General features: G+C 37.7%; 13 protein-coding genes and 7 tRNA genes. 15 read left to right on the top strand and 5 right to left on the bottom strand.

The window, feature by feature from the left end; genetic code table 11:
• Nucleotides 1-212: 212 nt before the first annotated feature.
• The 3 genes from radA (at nucleotide 213) to ACY45D_RS05795 (ending at nucleotide 3,709) form a co-directional block, all read left to right on the top strand.
• On the top strand, nucleotides 213-1,601 hold the full coding sequence (radA, locus tag ACY45D_RS05805; protein ID WP_463108841.1) for a DNA repair protein RadA: 1,389 nt from the start codon (nucleotides 213-215) through the stop codon (nucleotides 1,599-1,601).
• A gap of 505 nt (nucleotides 1,602-2,106) precedes the next feature.
• Complete coding sequence (locus ACY45D_RS05800) at nucleotides 2,107-3,090, top strand: Tim44 domain-containing protein (protein WP_463108840.1); 984 nt, start codon at nucleotides 2,107-2,109, stop codon at nucleotides 3,088-3,090.
• A gap of 295 nt (nucleotides 3,091-3,385) precedes the next feature.
• A complete protein-coding gene (locus ACY45D_RS05795; RefSeq protein ID WP_463108839.1) occupies nucleotides 3,386-3,709 on the top strand; it encodes an EF-hand domain-containing protein in 324 nt (107 codons plus the stop codon).
• A 109-nt stretch (nucleotides 3,710-3,818) separates the two neighbouring features.
• On the opposite strand, the gene ACY45D_RS05790 is transcribed toward ACY45D_RS05795, so the two are convergent.
• The gene (locus tag ACY45D_RS05790) at nucleotides 3,819-4,994 is read right to left on the bottom strand and encodes a S1C family serine protease (protein WP_463108838.1); all 1,176 of its coding nucleotides are present in this window, start codon (nucleotides 4,992-4,994) and stop codon (nucleotides 3,819-3,821) included.
• Between the two features lie 170 nt (nucleotides 4,995-5,164).
• On the opposite strand from ACY45D_RS05790, the gene ACY45D_RS05785 reads away from it, so the two are divergent.
• The 5 genes from ACY45D_RS05785 (at nucleotide 5,165) to ACY45D_RS05765 (ending at nucleotide 7,575) form a co-directional block, all read left to right on the top strand.
• Nucleotides 5,165-5,923 carry a Nif3-like dinuclear metal center hexameric protein gene (locus ACY45D_RS05785; protein ID WP_463108837.1) on the top strand — a complete coding sequence of 253 codons (759 nt, stop codon included), beginning with the start codon at nucleotides 5,165-5,167 and terminating at the stop codon, nucleotides 5,921-5,923.
• Between the two features lie 210 nt (nucleotides 5,924-6,133).
• Nucleotides 6,134-6,760, top strand: coding sequence for a superoxide dismutase (locus ACY45D_RS05780; RefSeq protein ID WP_463108836.1), 627 nt, complete (start codon nucleotides 6,134-6,136; stop codon nucleotides 6,758-6,760).
• A gap of 303 nt (nucleotides 6,761-7,063) precedes the next feature.
• Nucleotides 7,064-7,139, top strand: a tRNA-Asn gene (locus ACY45D_RS05775).
• A gap of 5 nt (nucleotides 7,140-7,144) precedes the next feature.
• A tRNA-Asn gene (locus ACY45D_RS05770) sits at nucleotides 7,145-7,220 on the top strand.
• A 279-nt stretch (nucleotides 7,221-7,499) separates the two neighbouring features.
• A tRNA-Asn gene (locus tag ACY45D_RS05765) sits at nucleotides 7,500-7,575 on the top strand.
• Between the two features lie 179 nt (nucleotides 7,576-7,754).
• Here the strand turns inward: ACY45D_RS05765 and ACY45D_RS05760 are convergent.
• Entirely contained in the window at nucleotides 7,755-8,786 is a 1,032-nt protein-coding gene (locus ACY45D_RS05760; RefSeq protein ID WP_463108835.1) for a L,D-transpeptidase family protein, read from the bottom strand.
• 581 nt (nucleotides 8,787-9,367) lie between these two features.
• Between ACY45D_RS05760 and pyrC the strand changes: the two genes are divergently transcribed.
• The 7 genes from pyrC (at nucleotide 9,368) to ACY45D_RS05725 (ending at nucleotide 13,967) form a co-directional block, all read left to right on the top strand.
• The gene (gene pyrC / locus ACY45D_RS05755; RefSeq protein ID WP_463108834.1) at nucleotides 9,368-10,402 is read left to right on the top strand and encodes a dihydroorotase; all 1,035 of its coding nucleotides are present in this window, start codon (nucleotides 9,368-9,370) and stop codon (nucleotides 10,400-10,402) included.
• A complete protein-coding gene (rnt, locus tag ACY45D_RS05750; RefSeq protein ID WP_463108833.1) occupies nucleotides 10,387-11,046 on the top strand; it encodes a ribonuclease T in 660 nt (219 codons plus the stop codon). The genes pyrC and rnt overlap by 16 nt, the downstream gene beginning before the upstream one ends.
• 20 nt (nucleotides 11,047-11,066) lie before the next feature.
• Nucleotides 11,067-11,142 (top strand) — tRNA-Glu (locus ACY45D_RS05745).
• A 362-nt stretch (nucleotides 11,143-11,504) separates the two neighbouring features.
• Nucleotides 11,505-11,580: transfer RNA gene (locus ACY45D_RS05740), tRNA-Glu, on the top strand.
• Between the two features lie 107 nt (nucleotides 11,581-11,687).
• Nucleotides 11,688-13,109: an amino acid permease gene (locus tag ACY45D_RS05735; RefSeq protein ID WP_463108832.1), complete on the top strand. Its 1,422-nt coding sequence runs from the start codon at nucleotides 11,688-11,690 to the stop codon at nucleotides 13,107-13,109.
• A gap of 663 nt (nucleotides 13,110-13,772) precedes the next feature.
• Nucleotides 13,773-13,848 (top strand) — tRNA-Glu (locus ACY45D_RS05730).
• A 43-nt stretch (nucleotides 13,849-13,891) separates the two neighbouring features.
• Nucleotides 13,892-13,967, top strand: a tRNA-Glu gene (locus ACY45D_RS05725).
• Nucleotides 13,968-14,073: 106 nt separating this feature from the next.
• Here the strand turns inward: ACY45D_RS05725 and ACY45D_RS05720 are convergent.
• The 3 genes from ACY45D_RS05720 to ACY45D_RS05710 all read right to left on the bottom strand — a co-directional run bounded on the left by ACY45D_RS05720 (nucleotide 14,074) and on the right by ACY45D_RS05710 (nucleotide 16,743).
• Nucleotides 14,074-14,655, bottom strand: coding sequence for a YiiX family permuted papain-like enzyme (locus ACY45D_RS05720; protein ID WP_463108831.1), 582 nt, complete (start codon nucleotides 14,653-14,655; stop codon nucleotides 14,074-14,076).
• Between the two features lie 238 nt (nucleotides 14,656-14,893).
• Nucleotides 14,894-16,150 carry a putative solute-binding protein gene (locus ACY45D_RS05715; RefSeq protein WP_463108830.1) on the bottom strand — a complete coding sequence of 419 codons (1,257 nt, stop codon included), beginning with the start codon at nucleotides 16,148-16,150 and terminating at the stop codon, nucleotides 14,894-14,896.
• Between the two features lie 341 nt (nucleotides 16,151-16,491).
• Nucleotides 16,492-16,743, bottom strand: coding sequence for a hypothetical protein (locus tag ACY45D_RS05710; RefSeq protein WP_120383231.1), 252 nt, complete (start codon nucleotides 16,741-16,743; stop codon nucleotides 16,492-16,494).
• Nucleotides 16,744-16,754 lie beyond the last annotated feature (11 nt).

The raw sequence follows: 16,754 nt of genomic DNA, 5'->3' as shown, positions 1-16,754 counted from the left end.
AATGAATACTTAAAAATAACTAGGTTTTCTAACCTTTTAGTTCATTAAATAATCACAACAACAACCCTTTACCTTTCTTATTTTTTACCGTTCCTTCAAATTGCATATTACGTGCCAAAATTGATTTTGGCGAGATGTTGGCTAAAAAATTGTATTTCAATGTCGCTATTGATACATTCAGCACACTATTTTAAAAGTTGAACGCACTAAGAATGGGCAAAGTTAAAACTGTTTATCGTTGTGAACAATGTGGAACAGATCATCCGAAATGGTCAGGTCAATGTTCAGACTGTGGTGAATGGAATAGCTTAACGGAAGTTCGTATTGAACCTGTGGTGGCTCATCGTGCCAAAGCTATGGGAGGCGGTTATGCAGGACAAGCAGCCAATGTTACAACACTCAACCAAATCACCGTTTCAAATGAAACACGCTTAGCCACTGGTATTGGTGAATTTGACCGTGTTCTTGGTGGCGGTTTGGTGACAGGTTCAGTGGTTTTAATTGGCGGTGATCCGGGAATTGGTAAATCGACGATTCTATTGCAAACTGCAACACATATGGCTGCAGCCAATAGTTCAGCACTCTACGTTACAGGTGAGGAATCGCTTTCCCAAGTTGCATTGCGAGCTAACCGCCTAGACTTACCAACAGACAAACTCCAAGTCATGGCTGAAACATGTGTTGAACGTATTTGCGATACACTTGCTCAGCTTCGCCCTGCTGTTGCCATTTTAGATTCAATTCAGACGCTTTATACAGAAACCTTACAATCTGCACCGGGTGGTGTATCACAAATTCGTGAATCCGCAGCATTACTCACTCGTTTTGCTAAAAATAGCGGTACAGCATTATTTATTGTCGGTCATGTCACCAAAGAAGGTTCATTGGCTGGCCCTCGCGTACTTGAGCATATGGTAGATTGTGTACTTTATTTTGAAGGACAATCTGACTCACGTTACCGCATGATTCGAGCAGTTAAAAACCGTTTTGGTGCTGTGAATGAACTTGGTGTCTTTGGCATGACCGATAAGGGGCTCAAAGAAGTTGCCAATCCTTCTGCTATTTTCCTGAGCCGTTATGATGAAGCCATTCCCGGTTCAGTAGTCATGATCAGTCGCGAAGGCACACGCCCTCTTTTGGTTGAAGTACAAGCTTTGGTTGATGATGCACACGGACAACCTCGTCGAGTTGCACTGGGTTTAGAACAAAATCGTTTAAATATGCTGTTGGCAGTAATGCATCGTCATGGTGGCGTGCAAACTTCGGGTCAAGATGTGTATGTAAATGTGGTCGGTGGTTTGAAAATTACTGAAACTGGTTCAGATTTAGCTGTGCTTTTAGCATGTGCTTCCAGTTTGCGATCTAAAGCCTTACCGCAACAGTTGGCCGTTTTTGGAGAAGTTGGATTATCAGGAGAGATCCGTCCTGTGCCAAATGGTCAAGAACGCTTGAAAGAAGCAATCAAACATGGTTTTAAATACATTATTGTACCTAGAGGCAATGCACCACAAAAACCCATAGCAGGTGTTCAAATTATTTCTGTAGCACGTTTACATGAGGCACTCACCGAAGCGATGCAACTCAGTGACGAAGTTGGTTAGGGCCTATCTTTCAATTAATCTGTTGAAGCTTTGCTCTTTTCCTTTTCTCTTTCATAGCGGAGCTTCAACAAACTCATGCGTGCATACACATGATCAAATCAAAATGATTGAATATAAAATAAACCAATGATTAAATTGGGTTTTAAGTTAGTCAAACAAGCGTGCTTTTATTAACAATGCAGTATGATTTAACTTAAGTATCATTTTTATGAGAATATTACCCACTTCTTTAGCGACTAAAATGACATATAAATACAATAATTTGATTGATATGATAAAAGCAACATTTTAAAGATTATTTTGTATTTTCAATAAATTATACAAATATTTCCCTATTAATTTCAGCAAGCAAAAGTTTCGTTATGTTTATGTGAATTTATGCTCAAATAAATCCTAAAAACATTGAAATTCTATGCAAAAGACTGCATAAATAGAGAAATAACAACAACAGCGTCTTGTTGTTTAAATCATATTCATCAATTGTTTTATTAAATAGGAAATTTCAATGGAAGTCCGACAGCGCGGCTTGATCACAGGTATTTTAATGGCAACTTTGGCTGTAGCTCCTTTAGCCGAAGCTAAACGTGCGGGTGGTGGTAAAAGCCATGGCATGAGCCGTTCTTCGAGTTCAAGTCAATCTTATTCTCAACCTCGACAAGTTACGCCTGCTCAACAACCTACTCAAACGGGTCAACAAAGATCAGGTTCTGGCGTAGGTAAAATGGTTGCTGCTGGTGTTGCAGGTGCTGCTGTAGGTGCAGTTGCAGCCAATGCAATGGCTGATGACAATAATGCAAATAACCAAACTCAAACGACCGATGCTGAATTGGCGAAGCAACAAGCTGCTCAGCAAGAAGAAAAAGGGGGTATTCCGAGTTGGATTTGGTTAATTCTTATTGCGGGTGCAGCTTTCTTCTTGTTCCGTAAATTCGGTGCTAAAAAAAAATTAGCAGCCAATAACCCTTATGCACCAAATAATACGGGTTCAAATGCACCATTTGGCCAAGCCAATACAACTGCACGTAACTCGAACAGTAATACCAATATTTTTGGTCAATCAGTTGCAGGTGGTGCTGCAACACAAGCACCTTTTGGCGCATCGACACAAAGCGGTAACCAGCTCCCTGACGGTAGTGAGCCTGCTGCTTTCTTACGTGTTGCTCGTCAGCGTTTCAACCATATTCAGTCTATGAACTCTGTAAGTAATATTTCAGAAATTCAACGCTATCTAACACCTGATCTTTATCAGTCTATGTATAGCGACATTATGGCAAACCAAGATCAAGACGTGGCTGAGTTTTCTAACCTCAATGCAATGGTTGTTGATAGTGCAACTGAAAATGGTCAATATGTCGTAAGTGTTCGTTTTACAGGTACCGTTAGTGAAGATTTAAACAGCCTTCCGCAACCTTTTGCTGAAATCTGGCACTTTGTTAAGCCAGCGGGTTCTAGCCAAGATTGGTTAGTTGCAGGTATCCAACAAAGTTAAGCTTCTGTTTTGGTTTAAAATACGAAAACCAGTACTTCGCGGTACTGGTTTTTTTTATGCATCATGTAATTTTCTGAAATACACTATAAAATGGTGTGTTGTATCTGCCCAACTTTCTATAACACTATAATTCAATCACTTTACAAAAAGTCATAGCGAAAAAATCTTCACGATTGTTCAATAAAATCCAATACTCAACTGGCGCTTTACGTTCTACACTGAATGGATAATCAATCTTTTTATTTTAATATTCTCTCCATTCAAATATTAAGAAATGAAAACTGAGTAATGAAATATGAGAAAAATATTTGTTCTTTGCATATTCGCCATGATGAGTTCGTATAGTTTTGCCTGCGATCCAGTTTCCTTAAATTGGGAGAAATTTTATAAACGCTATGATTTAAATAAGAATAAAACTTTTGAACTCAAAGAGTTCTTACAAGTTAAAGACTTTGATCCACTTCCTTGGCCAGATGATAAACGTTTTCAAGGAAAAGATAAAAATACCAAATTATTTAAATACTTAGATAAAAACAAAGATAATAAACTCATTGATGAAGAGCTTGGGGATGTTCATAGCTTATTGCCTAATCATTGTGCCAATTGGCCATCGAGATGATCTTGAAGTATTAAAATCCTAGGCAAAAATTCTAAGCAATAAAAAACCCTGAATCTTCAGGGTTTTTTATTTAATGTTTAGTAATTAGCTCTTAATTTTAAAAAGACAATTAACGCTGTGGCAATGGAATATATTGTGAGTCAGAATTTTGGACTTTACGTTCCCCCACTTTCACAGTTAAATCAACTTTCTGTTCACCACGCATCACTTCAACTTGAATCGTCGAATCTGGCGATTGTAATGCCACATAATTGATCAAATGCGAAGTAGAACTAATATCTTCCTGATTTACTTTGACAATACGATCGCCAACCTTAATTCCAGCTTGAGCCGCAGGGCCATTTTTAAGCACATCGGCAACAACTACACCCGTTTGACGAGGCTGTAAAACATCTTCCTGAGTTGGCGGCACTAAACTAATTCCCATCCAACCACGAATCACACGACCATCTTTCAAAATCGAATTTAAAATTTGCTGACAGATTTTTGCAGGAATCGCAAAACCAATACCTAAAGAACCGCCTGACTGAGAGAAAATTGCAGTATTAACACCAATCAAATTACCCGCAACATCAATCAATGCACCACCTGAATTACCTGGGTTAATTGCAGCATCGGTTTGAATAAAATCTTCATAGGTATTGATACCCAAATCTGAACGGCCTGTCGCAGAAATAATCCCTTGCGTTACCGTTTGACCGACACCAAAAGGGTTACCAATTGCTAAAACAACATCGCCAACTTCATTACCACTCAATTTAAAGGGTAAAACTGGAAGCTCAGTCAGTTCGATTTTAATCACAGCCAAATCCGTGTCAGGGTCTGTTCCTATCACTTTTGCCTCAGCACGACGTCCATCTTGTAATGCAACGACAATTTGATCGGCTTGAGCAATCACATGATTATTAGTCAAAATATAACCATCTGGACGAACGATCACCCCTGAACCGAGACTGTTTTCGTTTGCACCTTGATTCTGTTCTGGAATCTGATTACCAAAAAATTCTCGAAACGCTGGATCGTTTAATAAAGGATGTTTTTGTTTTACTTTCTGAGTGGTAAAAATATTCACTACCGCAGGCGCTGCGACTTTTACAGCAGCACTGTATGACACAACACCACCTGTTCTAGAGGTATTCACCAATGGCTCTACTTTTTCAGCAGGCATTTTTACACCATCGGGAGCAATCGGTGCTTTGGGTTGTTGAAGTTTTTGCCAAACAACAAAACTGATTATGACGAGGATAAGTAATACCCACGGTAGCCATGCAAAAGAACGGCGCACTTTTATTTCCTCTTAGAATTTTTTAATTAGTTGATGCAAAAGCAATTTGTCTATTGTAAAGCAAATTCTAAAAGATACATAAAAAACACAAAGAGTTTTGTTCAGCTTTAGTTACAATTCAAAATGTGTTTTTATGTTTTAAAGTGTTTAACGCAGTTTTAAGGTTATTTATGGCTTTATTAAAAGAAATTATTCAATGGTGTGATCAAACTTTAAAATCACATGAATTTAAAGACTACGCTCCTAATGGTTTGCAAATTGAAGGAAAATCAGAAGTAAAAAAAATTCTGTGTGCGGTGACCGCCTCTCAGGATGCTATCGATGCAGCCATCGCACAACAAGCTGATCTGTTGTTGGTTCATCATGGTTATTTTTGGAAAGGTGAAGCCTACCCGATCACTGGAATGCGTGGAAAACGCATTAAAGCTTTAATTCAAAATGATATTTCTTTAGTCGGCTATCATTTACCTTTGGATTCGCATCCTATACTAGGGAATAATGCGGCAATTGCCGAAATATTGGATTTAGAAAGTATTGAAGCTTTAGATCCGAGTGAACGTAACCCGATTGGAAATATTGGTTATTTAAAGCATCCTATGCAACCTGAAGATTTCAAAAACTATTTAACTGAAAAATTAGGTTTTGAAACAATTCATTTAAATGCAGAAAAATCAATGATTCAAAAAGTTGGTTTTTGTACAGGTGCTGCCCAAGATTTTATTACAAAAGCCGCAGAAATGGACTGTGATGCATTTATTTCAGGGGAAGTCAGTGAGCGTACATTCTATGAAGCCAAAGAACTCGATGTACACTATTTTGCCTGTGGACATCATGCAACTGAACGATATGGTGTACAACGACTTGCCAAAGCTATTTCAGAACAGTTCAATATTGAGTATAGTTATTTCGAATTAAACAATCCGATTTAATCTTGGCAAATTTTGATTGTTTTGTAGTACATAACAGCTCGATCAAAGTTTTTGTCAAAAATAATCACTGATTTTTAACATTTTCTTTATACGTATTAAATCGAAAGAAATTGTGTATTGTTATTTAACATCCTGCACAATTGCTCGAAGAATCTATTACAATAAAGCCACTTAATGTTAAAACCCAGCAAAATGCAAGGAATTTAAAACATGACAACCATTACTTTACCTGCGCTTCCATACGGTTATGATGACCTAGCTCCACACATCAGCAAAGAAACGCTTGAATATCATCATGACAAACATCACAACACTTATGTTGTTAACCTTAATAACCTGATCAAAGGTACTGACCTTGAAGGTAAAGCATTAGAAGAAATCATCACTGCTGTTGCTGGCGATGCTTCTAAAGCAGGTGTTTTCAACAATGCTGCTCAAGTTTGGAACCACACATTCTACTGGAACTGTATGGCGAAAAACGGTGGTGGTAAAGCGACTGGCGCTTTAGCTGCTAAAATCGATGAAGCTTTTGGTTCTTATGAAAAATTTGCTGAAGAATTTGCTGCTGCTGCAACAACTCAGTTTGGTTCTGGTTGGGCTTGGTTAGTTGCCGACAAAGTAAATGGCGAACTTTCTATTCTTAAAACTTCAAATGCTGATACTCCGCTTGCACATGGCAAAGTTGCAGTATTAACAATTGACGTATGGGAGCATGCTTATTACATCGACTTCCGTAATGCGCGTCCTAAATATATCTCTACTTTCTTAGAAAGCTTAGTGAACTGGGACTATGCGAATGCTAAATATGCAGGTCAAGCTGCTGGTGTTGAGAAATAAGAAACTAAACTAAATCTTAGTTTTTCTTATTTTAAAAATCGCTCTTTTACAGGGCGATTTTTTTGATCATTAAGTTCTCTCTCGATCAACCCAATCACTGATTAGGCGATAAAACCCATTCCCCTCATTTAACATCAGTGAAAATTTTGGACAGATTACATCCAACTGATGATCATAAAACTTTAAAAATAATCAATATATAAGCAAACTTTTCTAAATCGGATAATAAAAAAACATTTAAGCCATTTTTCTAACAATTTCACTTGACCACATTGGCTTTCATCCATAAAATGCGCATCAGATTCTCCAATAGCTCAGTCGGTAGAGCGACGGACTGTTAATCCGCAGGTCCCTGGTTCGAGCCCAGGTTGGAGAGCCATCTATTCTTCCATAGCTCAGTCGGTAGAGCGACGGACTGTTAATCCGCAGGTCCCTGGTTCGAGCCCAGGTGGAAGAGCCAGATTCTAAAAGCCCACTCATGATGAAGTGGGCTTTTTTTATTTAGAAATTTAAACAACAACTGTAATTGTAGAAAATAAAAACATAGTCACTTTTAAATTAATGATCAGTTCAACATAAATGATTTAGAATTTATATTCATAAAACTTAGATCATTTTGATCAATTCGCTTTTATTTTCTATGAATGATCAAATATTTAGCAATTAAGACTTTTTTATGACGAATTTAACAATTTTTCCTTGACCCTTCGCATTTTCATCCCTAAAATGCGTTTCAGATTCTCCAATAGCTCAGTCGGTAGAGCGACGGACTGTTAATCCGCAGGTCCCTGGTTCGAGCCCAGGTTGGAGAGCCAGGTTCTAAAAACCCACTCAATTGAGTGGGTTTTTTCTTGCCTATTGTTTTTCGCTTTTTAAATAAAAGCTTTAGATAAAATAAATCCGACTTAGAATGATCAATCACTCAAACGAACAAAATTAGCAAAACTGATCCTTGTAAAGATCAGTTTTATTATCTATGCATTGTCCATCAAATTTAATCTAAAAACCGAACCACCGTACCCGTTTGAACTTTACGCCCTAAATCATTGGCATCCCAATTGGTTAAACGAATACAACCATGTGAAGCTGTCTTTGAAATCAAAGATGGGTTCGGTGTGCCATGAATACCAAAAGTCGGTTTACTCAAAGCAATCCACATATTTCCTACAGGGCCATTCGGTCCCGGTGGTAATGCCAATTTCTTACGATTTCCCCCTTGTACAAAATTCTTCGGGTTGTAACCATAAACAGGATTTGGCGCCACTTTGATGACTTTATGCGTCCCTTCTGGTGATGGTGTCCCTGATCCACCAATCGTCGCTGGAAAAGATGCAATCAGCCGATTTGAAGCATTAAACAAATAAAGTTGACGTGCAGGCTTATGCGCAATGATTAAAGTAATATTTTCAGGCAAATCATTGCGAACGATTGGAACAATAATCGTTTCACCCACTTTTTTAAAGTTGGTTTTCGGATTTAATTGCCGTAAAAAGTCTTCATCGATATGAAATCTTTCACCTAACATTTCAGTAACACGGGTGAAATATAAACCACGCATCTTGGCTTGAAGTGCATAATTCCGTGGAATCGATTTTACATACGGGCCTTTTATATCTGCGGCAGTAATTGTATACGTCCCAAACGTAGGCTTATTTTGATTTTTTAACAGGCTATCCCATGTTTGTTGGTTTAATTCACCTGTAATAGCTAAACCTTGTATTTGCTGATATGCAGAAATCGCTTTGAGAAAATTTTTGCCACTTTTAGCATCAATTGGACCCGGCGACGCATGCGCATTATTGAGCATGACTTGTGCACGTGCATAAACAGGAAACTGCCCTCTACCTATATTTTCAGACCAATTTGACTGATTCAAACTCTCCAAAGACCAGTTTTGCTTGGTATTGGTTTGGATTGATCCCTTAGTTGTCGCAGTTTCTAGCTGTTGTTTAGCAAAAATCTGAGACTGAATATTCAGTGTAACCAAACACATAACGCATATAATGTTTGGTAATAACTTCGCCATAAAAACTCTCAAGCACATCGAATGTTTTCGTTTATTTTAAAAATAAACTTTGATAACAAGCACATATATTACATGCTTGCCCTACCATATATTTTGTATAAGCATTCTTTCAAAAATAAGCTGAACTCTTTATCCCTAAATCAGTACATTTCCATTGATATGTTTTAAATAGGATTGAAAATGTAATGATGTAATCTGAAATTTATTTTTAAAATAAAATTAAGATTTTTAAATCGCTATATAAGAAATTTAGTCAATACTTTATTATTTTGAATGAATTTACTTTATATGATTGTATTATCTTTTTTTTAAAATAATAAGCAATATCTCTCAGTTCAAAAAATCAGGAAATTTACAGTTTTCTGTATGCAAATAAAATCTGCATTTGTAGCAATTGATCGTGCTAAACCTCCAATTTCAAACAACCATAAAAACATGACAAAAATATGAATCCATTGAACATATTTTAAGCTCAGGATTTATTTTTCACCGTTAATTTTACTTATTTGATTTGAAATAGTTGTTATCATTTTTAGTCTTTATCGATTATCATCTACTTTATTTTTTTAGTAAGAATTGCCTTGAATACGATTACCTTACTTCAGCCGGATGACTGGCATGCCCACCTACGTGATGGTCTGGCTTTAAAACGTACAGTTCCAGATTTAGCCAACCAGTTTGCACGTGCCATTTGTATGCCGAATCTCGTGCCACCTGTTAAAACAGTTGATGAAGCGAATGCATATCGTGATCGTATTATGGCGCATGTGCCTGAAGGGGTTCATTTTGACCCACGCATGGTTCTTTATTTTACTGACCAAACTGCACCTTCTGAAATTGTTAAAATTAAAGAATCACAGCATGTAGATGCAATCAAGCTTTACCCTGCTGGTGCAACCACAAATTCTAACAATGGTGTCAGTGACATTCGCAAAGTCTATGCTGTCATTGAACAACTTGAAGAACATCAAGTTCCATTGTTACTACATGGTGAAGTGACTCATAACCATGTTGATATTTTTGATCGTGAAAAACGCTTTCTAGATGAAATTTTATCTCCATTATTGAAACAATTTCCAAAACTTAAATTAGTTTTAGAACATATCACAACCAGTGAAGCTGCTCATTTCGTCCTTGAACATGATCGTAATGTTGCAGCTACCATCACTCCACAACATTTATTATTTAACCGTAATGATATGTTGGTCGGTGGAATTAAACCGCATTTCTATTGCCTACCTATTTTAAAGCGTCAGACTCATCAACAGACCTTATTAGAAGTTGCAACCAGTGGAAATCCTAAATTCTTCCTTGGTACAGACAGTGCGCCGCACTCGAAAAATGCCAAAGAAAATGCATGTGGTTGCGCAGGCTGTTATAGTGCGCCCACAGCAATTGAACTTTATGCTCAAGCATTTGATCAAGTGGGTAAGCTTGAACGTTTAGAAGGCTTTGCAAGTCACTTTGGTGCAGACTTCTACGGCTTGCCACGTAATACCAATACGATTACTCTTGTCAAAGAAGATCAGGTCATTCCTGAAAGTTTAGATTATCTGGATGGTGAAGATATTATTCCGCTTTATGCAGGAAAAACCATTCAATGGAGAAAGGTGTGACAACTGAAACACAACCTGTAATTGGACAACGCTTTCGTGGTTTTTTACCCGTCGTCGTCGATGTCGAAACTGCAGGTTTTAATGCGGATACAGATGCATTGCTAGAAATAGCATGCATTCCAATTATTTACGATGCAGATGGAAAATTTGTTCCTGGTGAAGCTCACCATGCACATATCAATCCTTTTGAAGGTGCAAATCTAGATCGTCGTTCGCTCGATTTTATTGGTATAGATCCATTTAATCCAATGCGTGTAGCAATGGCTGAAGATGAAAAAACTGCACTTAAACGTATGTTTAAAGCAGTGAACGACGTTCGTAAGCAACAACATTGTACTCATGCGGTATTGGTTGGGCACAATGCTCATTTTGATTTAGGTTTTGTTAAAGCAGCAATTGCGCGTACAGGGACTAAAAATCAAAACCCTTTTCACAGCTTTTCAGTTTTTGATACAGTGACTTTAAGTGCGGTCATGTTTGGTCAAACAGTATTGGCAAAATCATGTATTCAGGCTGGAATTGAGTTCGATGGTAAAGAAGCACACTCTGCTTTATACGATACTCAGAAAACAGCTGAACTGTTTTGCTATATTTTGAACAAACTCGCTCCTCACTTACTTGACACTTTGATGGCGGATCAATAAGATAGCGCCATCTTCTAAACGACCCTATCGTCTAGAGGCCTAGGACATCGCCCTTTCACGGCGGTAACCGGGGTTCGAATCCCCGTAGGGTCGCCATCTATTTAAATTCTGTTTTTAAATTAAAACGTCTTTAATGTCTATTCGCACAATTCATTCTATTTATTCAAATCACGACATTAGATGTATTCAGAAGTTACGTCTGTATAATTATCTTTTTGCTTAATGAATTTTCCTGCATTTATTCACATGCATTCTCAATTCAACTTTTAAAATAGCATGATGTAATATTCATATTACTCATCTTATAAATCATACACTTTATGAAAGTGTGGAGATAACATCTTCAAACACTTATCTTGATTATTATTCGCCTAGATATTCAACATACAAGTCTATTTTTAACAAATCTTTTTTGACAAACTTGTCATTTATCATTAATATACGCATCACCTCAGTACGACCCTATCGTCTAGAGGCCTAGGACATCGCCCTTTCACGGCGGTAACCGGGGTTCGAATCCCCGTAGGGTCGCCATATTCTATTTCTTCCATAATTATAATGACATTATTCGTCAATTCTGCATTGATCTATTTATTATTTTCTCTACAATAGCTCGCTTCATTTGTTACAACATTTCAACTATGTCTTCATCTCAATCAGAGCATGATGCTATGCACTCTACTGCAAACTCAGCGCCGTTAAAACGAGCAATGAGTACACGACATTTGGTGATGATCTCACTAGGTGGTGCAATTGGAACCGGACTTTTCTTAGGTTCTGGTGAGGTCATAGCACAAACGGGCCCTATTGGCGCCATCATTTCTTATATCCTCGGTGGAATCATCGCCTATATGGTGATGTTATGCTTAGGCGAACTTGCAGTACATATGCCTGAGTCTGGCTCATTTGGTAGCTATGCTCAAAAATACATTGGTCCTGCAACCGGCTATACAGTGACATGGCTATATTGGCTCACGTGGTCAGCTACGCTGGGTACTGAATTCACAGCCGCAGCATTATTGATGCAGGAATGGTTTCCTCACATTTCAATGTGGTTATGGACCATTATTTTTGCAGCAATTGTTTTTGGTTTGAACATGAGTTCGACCAAATGGTTTGCAGAGTCCGAATTCTGGCTTTCACTGGTTAAAGTCATCACAGTCATTGTCTTTATCTTGCTTGGCCTCTTCGCAATTTTTGGTATTCTTAATTACCAAGGCTATGAGTCTGCACCTTTATTTAGCAACCTAACTGCCGATGGTTGGTTCCCTCAAGGTCTATTCCCTATCTTTGCCACAATGCTGATTGTAAACTTTGCCTTTTCAGGTACGGAGTTAATTGGTGTTGCTGCTGGTGAAACACAAGATCCTGCGAAGAACGTACCTAAAGCGATTAATACAGCAATTTGGCGCTTGTTAATCTTCTTTGTTGGAACAATCATTGTGATCAGTGCTTTGCTTCCACACCAACAGGCTGGATTGGGTGGTGAAGGTGTAAGTAGTAGCCCATTTGTGACCGTATTCGATCACATTGGTATTCCTTATGCAGAAGATATTATCCGCTTTGTGATTATCACAGCTTTATTGTCAGCAGCCAATTCAGGTTTATTTGCTGCATCACGAATGATGTGGGCTTTATCTTCGAAGAAACAACTTCCTGCTGTATTTTCTAAAGTAAATTCACGTGGTATTCCTTTTGTTGCAGTCATTGTGACCATGTTTGGCGCATTACCAGGTTTACTTTCAGAGCAATTTGCACCTGAAACCATTTTCAAAAACTTATTGGGTATCGCTGCATTCACCATGGTTGTGGTCTGGATGAGTATTTGTTTATCCCAATTTAATTTTAGACGTCAATGGTATAAACAAGGTCATAGCAAAGCTGAATTGGCTTTTGCTGCACCACTCTTCCCGATCGTACCTATTTTAGGTTTTGTCTTCTGTTTAATTACAGGAATCAGCATGGTATTTGATCCTGAAATGCGTGCTGGTTTTATTGGTTGTTTAATTTTTATTGCAGCCTGCTATATCAGCTATGCAACTTTGTATAAAAACAAAAGTTAAACGCTGAAATACTGTGCAAAACAAAAAGGTGTAGCTCTTTGCTACACCTTTTTTGTATATAAAATAAATCTACCTTTATTTTAAAATCATCTATGTTTTCTTTTTAGATTTTAAGCGACTATTATTTATTTCTTCTTAAAACATGACAGACAGTTTTATTATAACGTCAGTTCGGAATAAACTTTGATGTAAGTTATTAAAAAGGTAGGTCAGGCACAACGGAGTCTTATTGTTTAAAGTCAAATGTAAGGATTAGCCTTCGGTTCGACCTGAGAGGTACTACCTCGCAAGGCTTTCGGGATGAGTGGTACTGCCACGTAAGGGCAAAACCATTTGTCAGTCGCAAACTCGACAGATACTATCTAGTACCTAATGTATCGCAAAAACAGTATATTACAGGTGCAGTCCTGCCTCGAACAATGCAACTGACGTTTCCGCGTATCATATAGTTGGGAATATATCTTATCTCGAACTCAGGTTATTATAGCCTTTGCTTTTGATTCAAAATAATTTATTCGCTAACGGGTGTATTTGGTGTTATTTTTAAACACTTTTCTAGTATTTGCTGTGTTTTTATACATTCAAACACAATTTCACTTTTTATTGCTGAAAAAGGTTTGACACTTTTTCATATTCGCCCTAATATACGCCCACCTCTGAAACGACCCTATCGTCTAGAGGCCTAGGACATCGCCCTTTCACGGCGGTAACCGGGGTTCGAATCCCCGTAGGGTCGCCATTAATTCAATGGTTTAGTTTTCAGTTGGTAGCCTCAATTTATTGACCCTATCGTCTAGAGGCCTAGGACATCGCCCTTTCACGGCGGTAACCGGGGTTCGAATCCCCGTAGGGTCGCCACATTCTAGATTCTTATTTTCAAGATTCTTATAAAAAACCTGAGCATTATGACTCAGGTTTTTTTATATTTGAAAAATCTTAAATTGTAAATCTTCAATGTTAATAGCTATTTCACTGTTACTAATTGCTTCGATTCAAAAATAGCCTTTGGCGCAATCACTGTTTCTTGTAATGGTATATTCTGACCATATCTCTGCTTCATGAGTGCTTTGACTTTCAGGTCAGATAAATCAAAACTCTTCAATTTCTGTAAGGGTGCAAGTTGAATCCCCAATGCATCGTTATATGCTTTCCAAATAATCTCTGAACAATAAATTGCATCATTATTCCATTCAAAATAAATGTCGTAAGGTTTACCCAAGTATTTTTCCGCATTTTTTAACAATATATTTTGTTGTTGAAGACTTAGGCCACGGTTTAGCCTTTTGACAACATATTGCTGATTTACACCACGATTCACCCAGTCATTGAATGTTGTATATTTCACGGGTTGTATGGCTTCTAGAACCCATAATTTTCCATTCTTATTGACCAACATCCCCATGTGGCTATAGGGGCTATGCGTTGCCTTTTGAATCACAATACTTTGTGCAGATTTTGAAGTGTGAAAGATGATGTCCCCTGTTTGATAGCGAGTGGCATAGCTCACATTGGGTAGAATCATCAATATAATTAAAAATTTATTCATTTTCTTAATATCATCAATACTCTATTTTTCAATCATCATTGAATACTTGAAATAAATAGAATCAACTTAAATTACTTTTAAGCATAATCTCGTTTGAATTTGTATGCGATTAAAAAATGTAGCTTTTTATTTTCAATATTCAAATGCATAACAGCCAAAATCCTTTTGAATTTTGACTGTTATTGACTTCTTACTTCGACTCATTCACATGACAATTTATCTATCAGATCCGTTAAAACTATTCATCTGTTAATGAACATTCATAATTACTCGGGTTTTGGCTGCATCTAATTTTCTTTAAAATCTTCATCATTGCAGGATCATAATAACCTTCTTTGGTCATCTGAATACGTGCTTCTCGCATAATTCTGATATAGCCTGGTTTATCAGCCTCACGGATTTCCATCCAATATTGATCTGGAATCTCTCGTTCTATTTTGTCAACAAATTCAAAAGCTGGGCTGAGTTGTTGAGAAATCATTTCACGAGCAATCGACCCCATACCTGCTGGGAATTTATTGCGATGCATAATGAGTGTGCCTGTAACCTGAATCAAAGGGAATTTGATAATCCCTCCAACCACTTTACCACTGCGATCTGTCATTCCTTTATGCAGCTCTAATGGTTTAAATAACAAAGCTGGGCCAGCCATAATATCGACTTCTTTATTATTAAATTTTCCACCAACACTGAGTAAATCGACTGAAACAGGTTGCGCGCCCACATTTTGAACCAATTTTCTTTGCGTACCATCAAAATTCATAACCGCAACTTTTTTACCCGCAGCTTTTGATAATGTATCGATACGTCGGTCATTGACCATAATATATGCCGCACCCAATGGCACAACGCCAACAACCTCGTAATCTTTATTGACCATTTTGGTATCATATTCAGGGCGAGCAAGTAACTGAATCACTGTCACCAATTGCTTATAACTTTGTACTGCTCCAAGCGCATCGATACTACCCACAAATGGATTAAATTGGCGTGCTCTTAAATTACTGATTCCAGCGCCATCACATTTTTTCCCACGGAAATCCTCTGTGAGTACGCGTTCATCGGTATAAACTCGTAGGTTAATGTCTGTGGTTGCTGTTTTCTTTAATTTTGGATAACTGATATCAATATGCATAGAGAGTTTTGTTGGACGGGTAATTTTCATGTCCACACCAAAATCTTTGGCAATTTGTGAAATACGTGGCAACTCACTGATATAACTGGTTGCCTGCTCAAAAGCTTCGCCATTTGCACCATCTGGAGAAAACACACACAGCGTGACTTGTTTGGGTATTTGTTGCCAAACTTTAGGGTCATTCATTAATCTTTTTATTTTTGCTTTAGAATGCTCTGACAGCGCCAGATTAAGCTTTGGCGCTGAAGTTGGTGCCGCATGAGCCAAAGGCAATATCCCAGATAATGCAGCCACCAAAATTGCTTTTTTAAACGTGTGTTTTGCCTCTATTTTCTGATCTTGCGGTTTGAAATATCGCATTACCCCATCCCTGTTTATATTCTTGTTTATCTATAATAATCAGCAGGTCTACTCTCGTAGACTTTTATCAGCCTAATTGAAGTTTTCTCATTTGAAATTGACTATAAAAATCCAACATTTGTCAAAAAGGACATTTTTAAACGTTATTCCATCTTTCTAGTTTTTTACTTAAATATTTCAATGAGATAGTTAAAAATTCATACTTTTCCATTCATCGTAAACTAAAGCTCACCTAAAAGAGCTCTAAATACTCAGAGAATCAACGATCAACTGTTCAATGGGATTGAAACAGATGATTGAATTCCAATAAAAAAAGCATCACGTTTGTGATGCTTTTAAAATCAGTCTTTGGCACTTTCGTCCGGTGGGACTTCAGTAATTTTACCACCACGTGCTAAGAAAGCTGCGACTTCATCTTCGAGCGCATCACGCTGTCTTTTTTTAGCAGTCACAGTCAACGTTTCCGCTTCAGCTAAATCTGCATCCGAAACTGTTGAATCACTTGCCGCAGCACCTTTTTCGGCAGCTTTGGCTTCATCATCATCTACAGCTTGATCTTCGGTATTATCATCATAGTCATTAGAATCTGTCATCTTAAACTCCC

The sequence above is a fragment of the Acinetobacter sp. BZX-2 genome (genome assembly GCF_055179795.1).
This window is presented reverse-complemented; position numbering and strand designations above follow the sequence as displayed.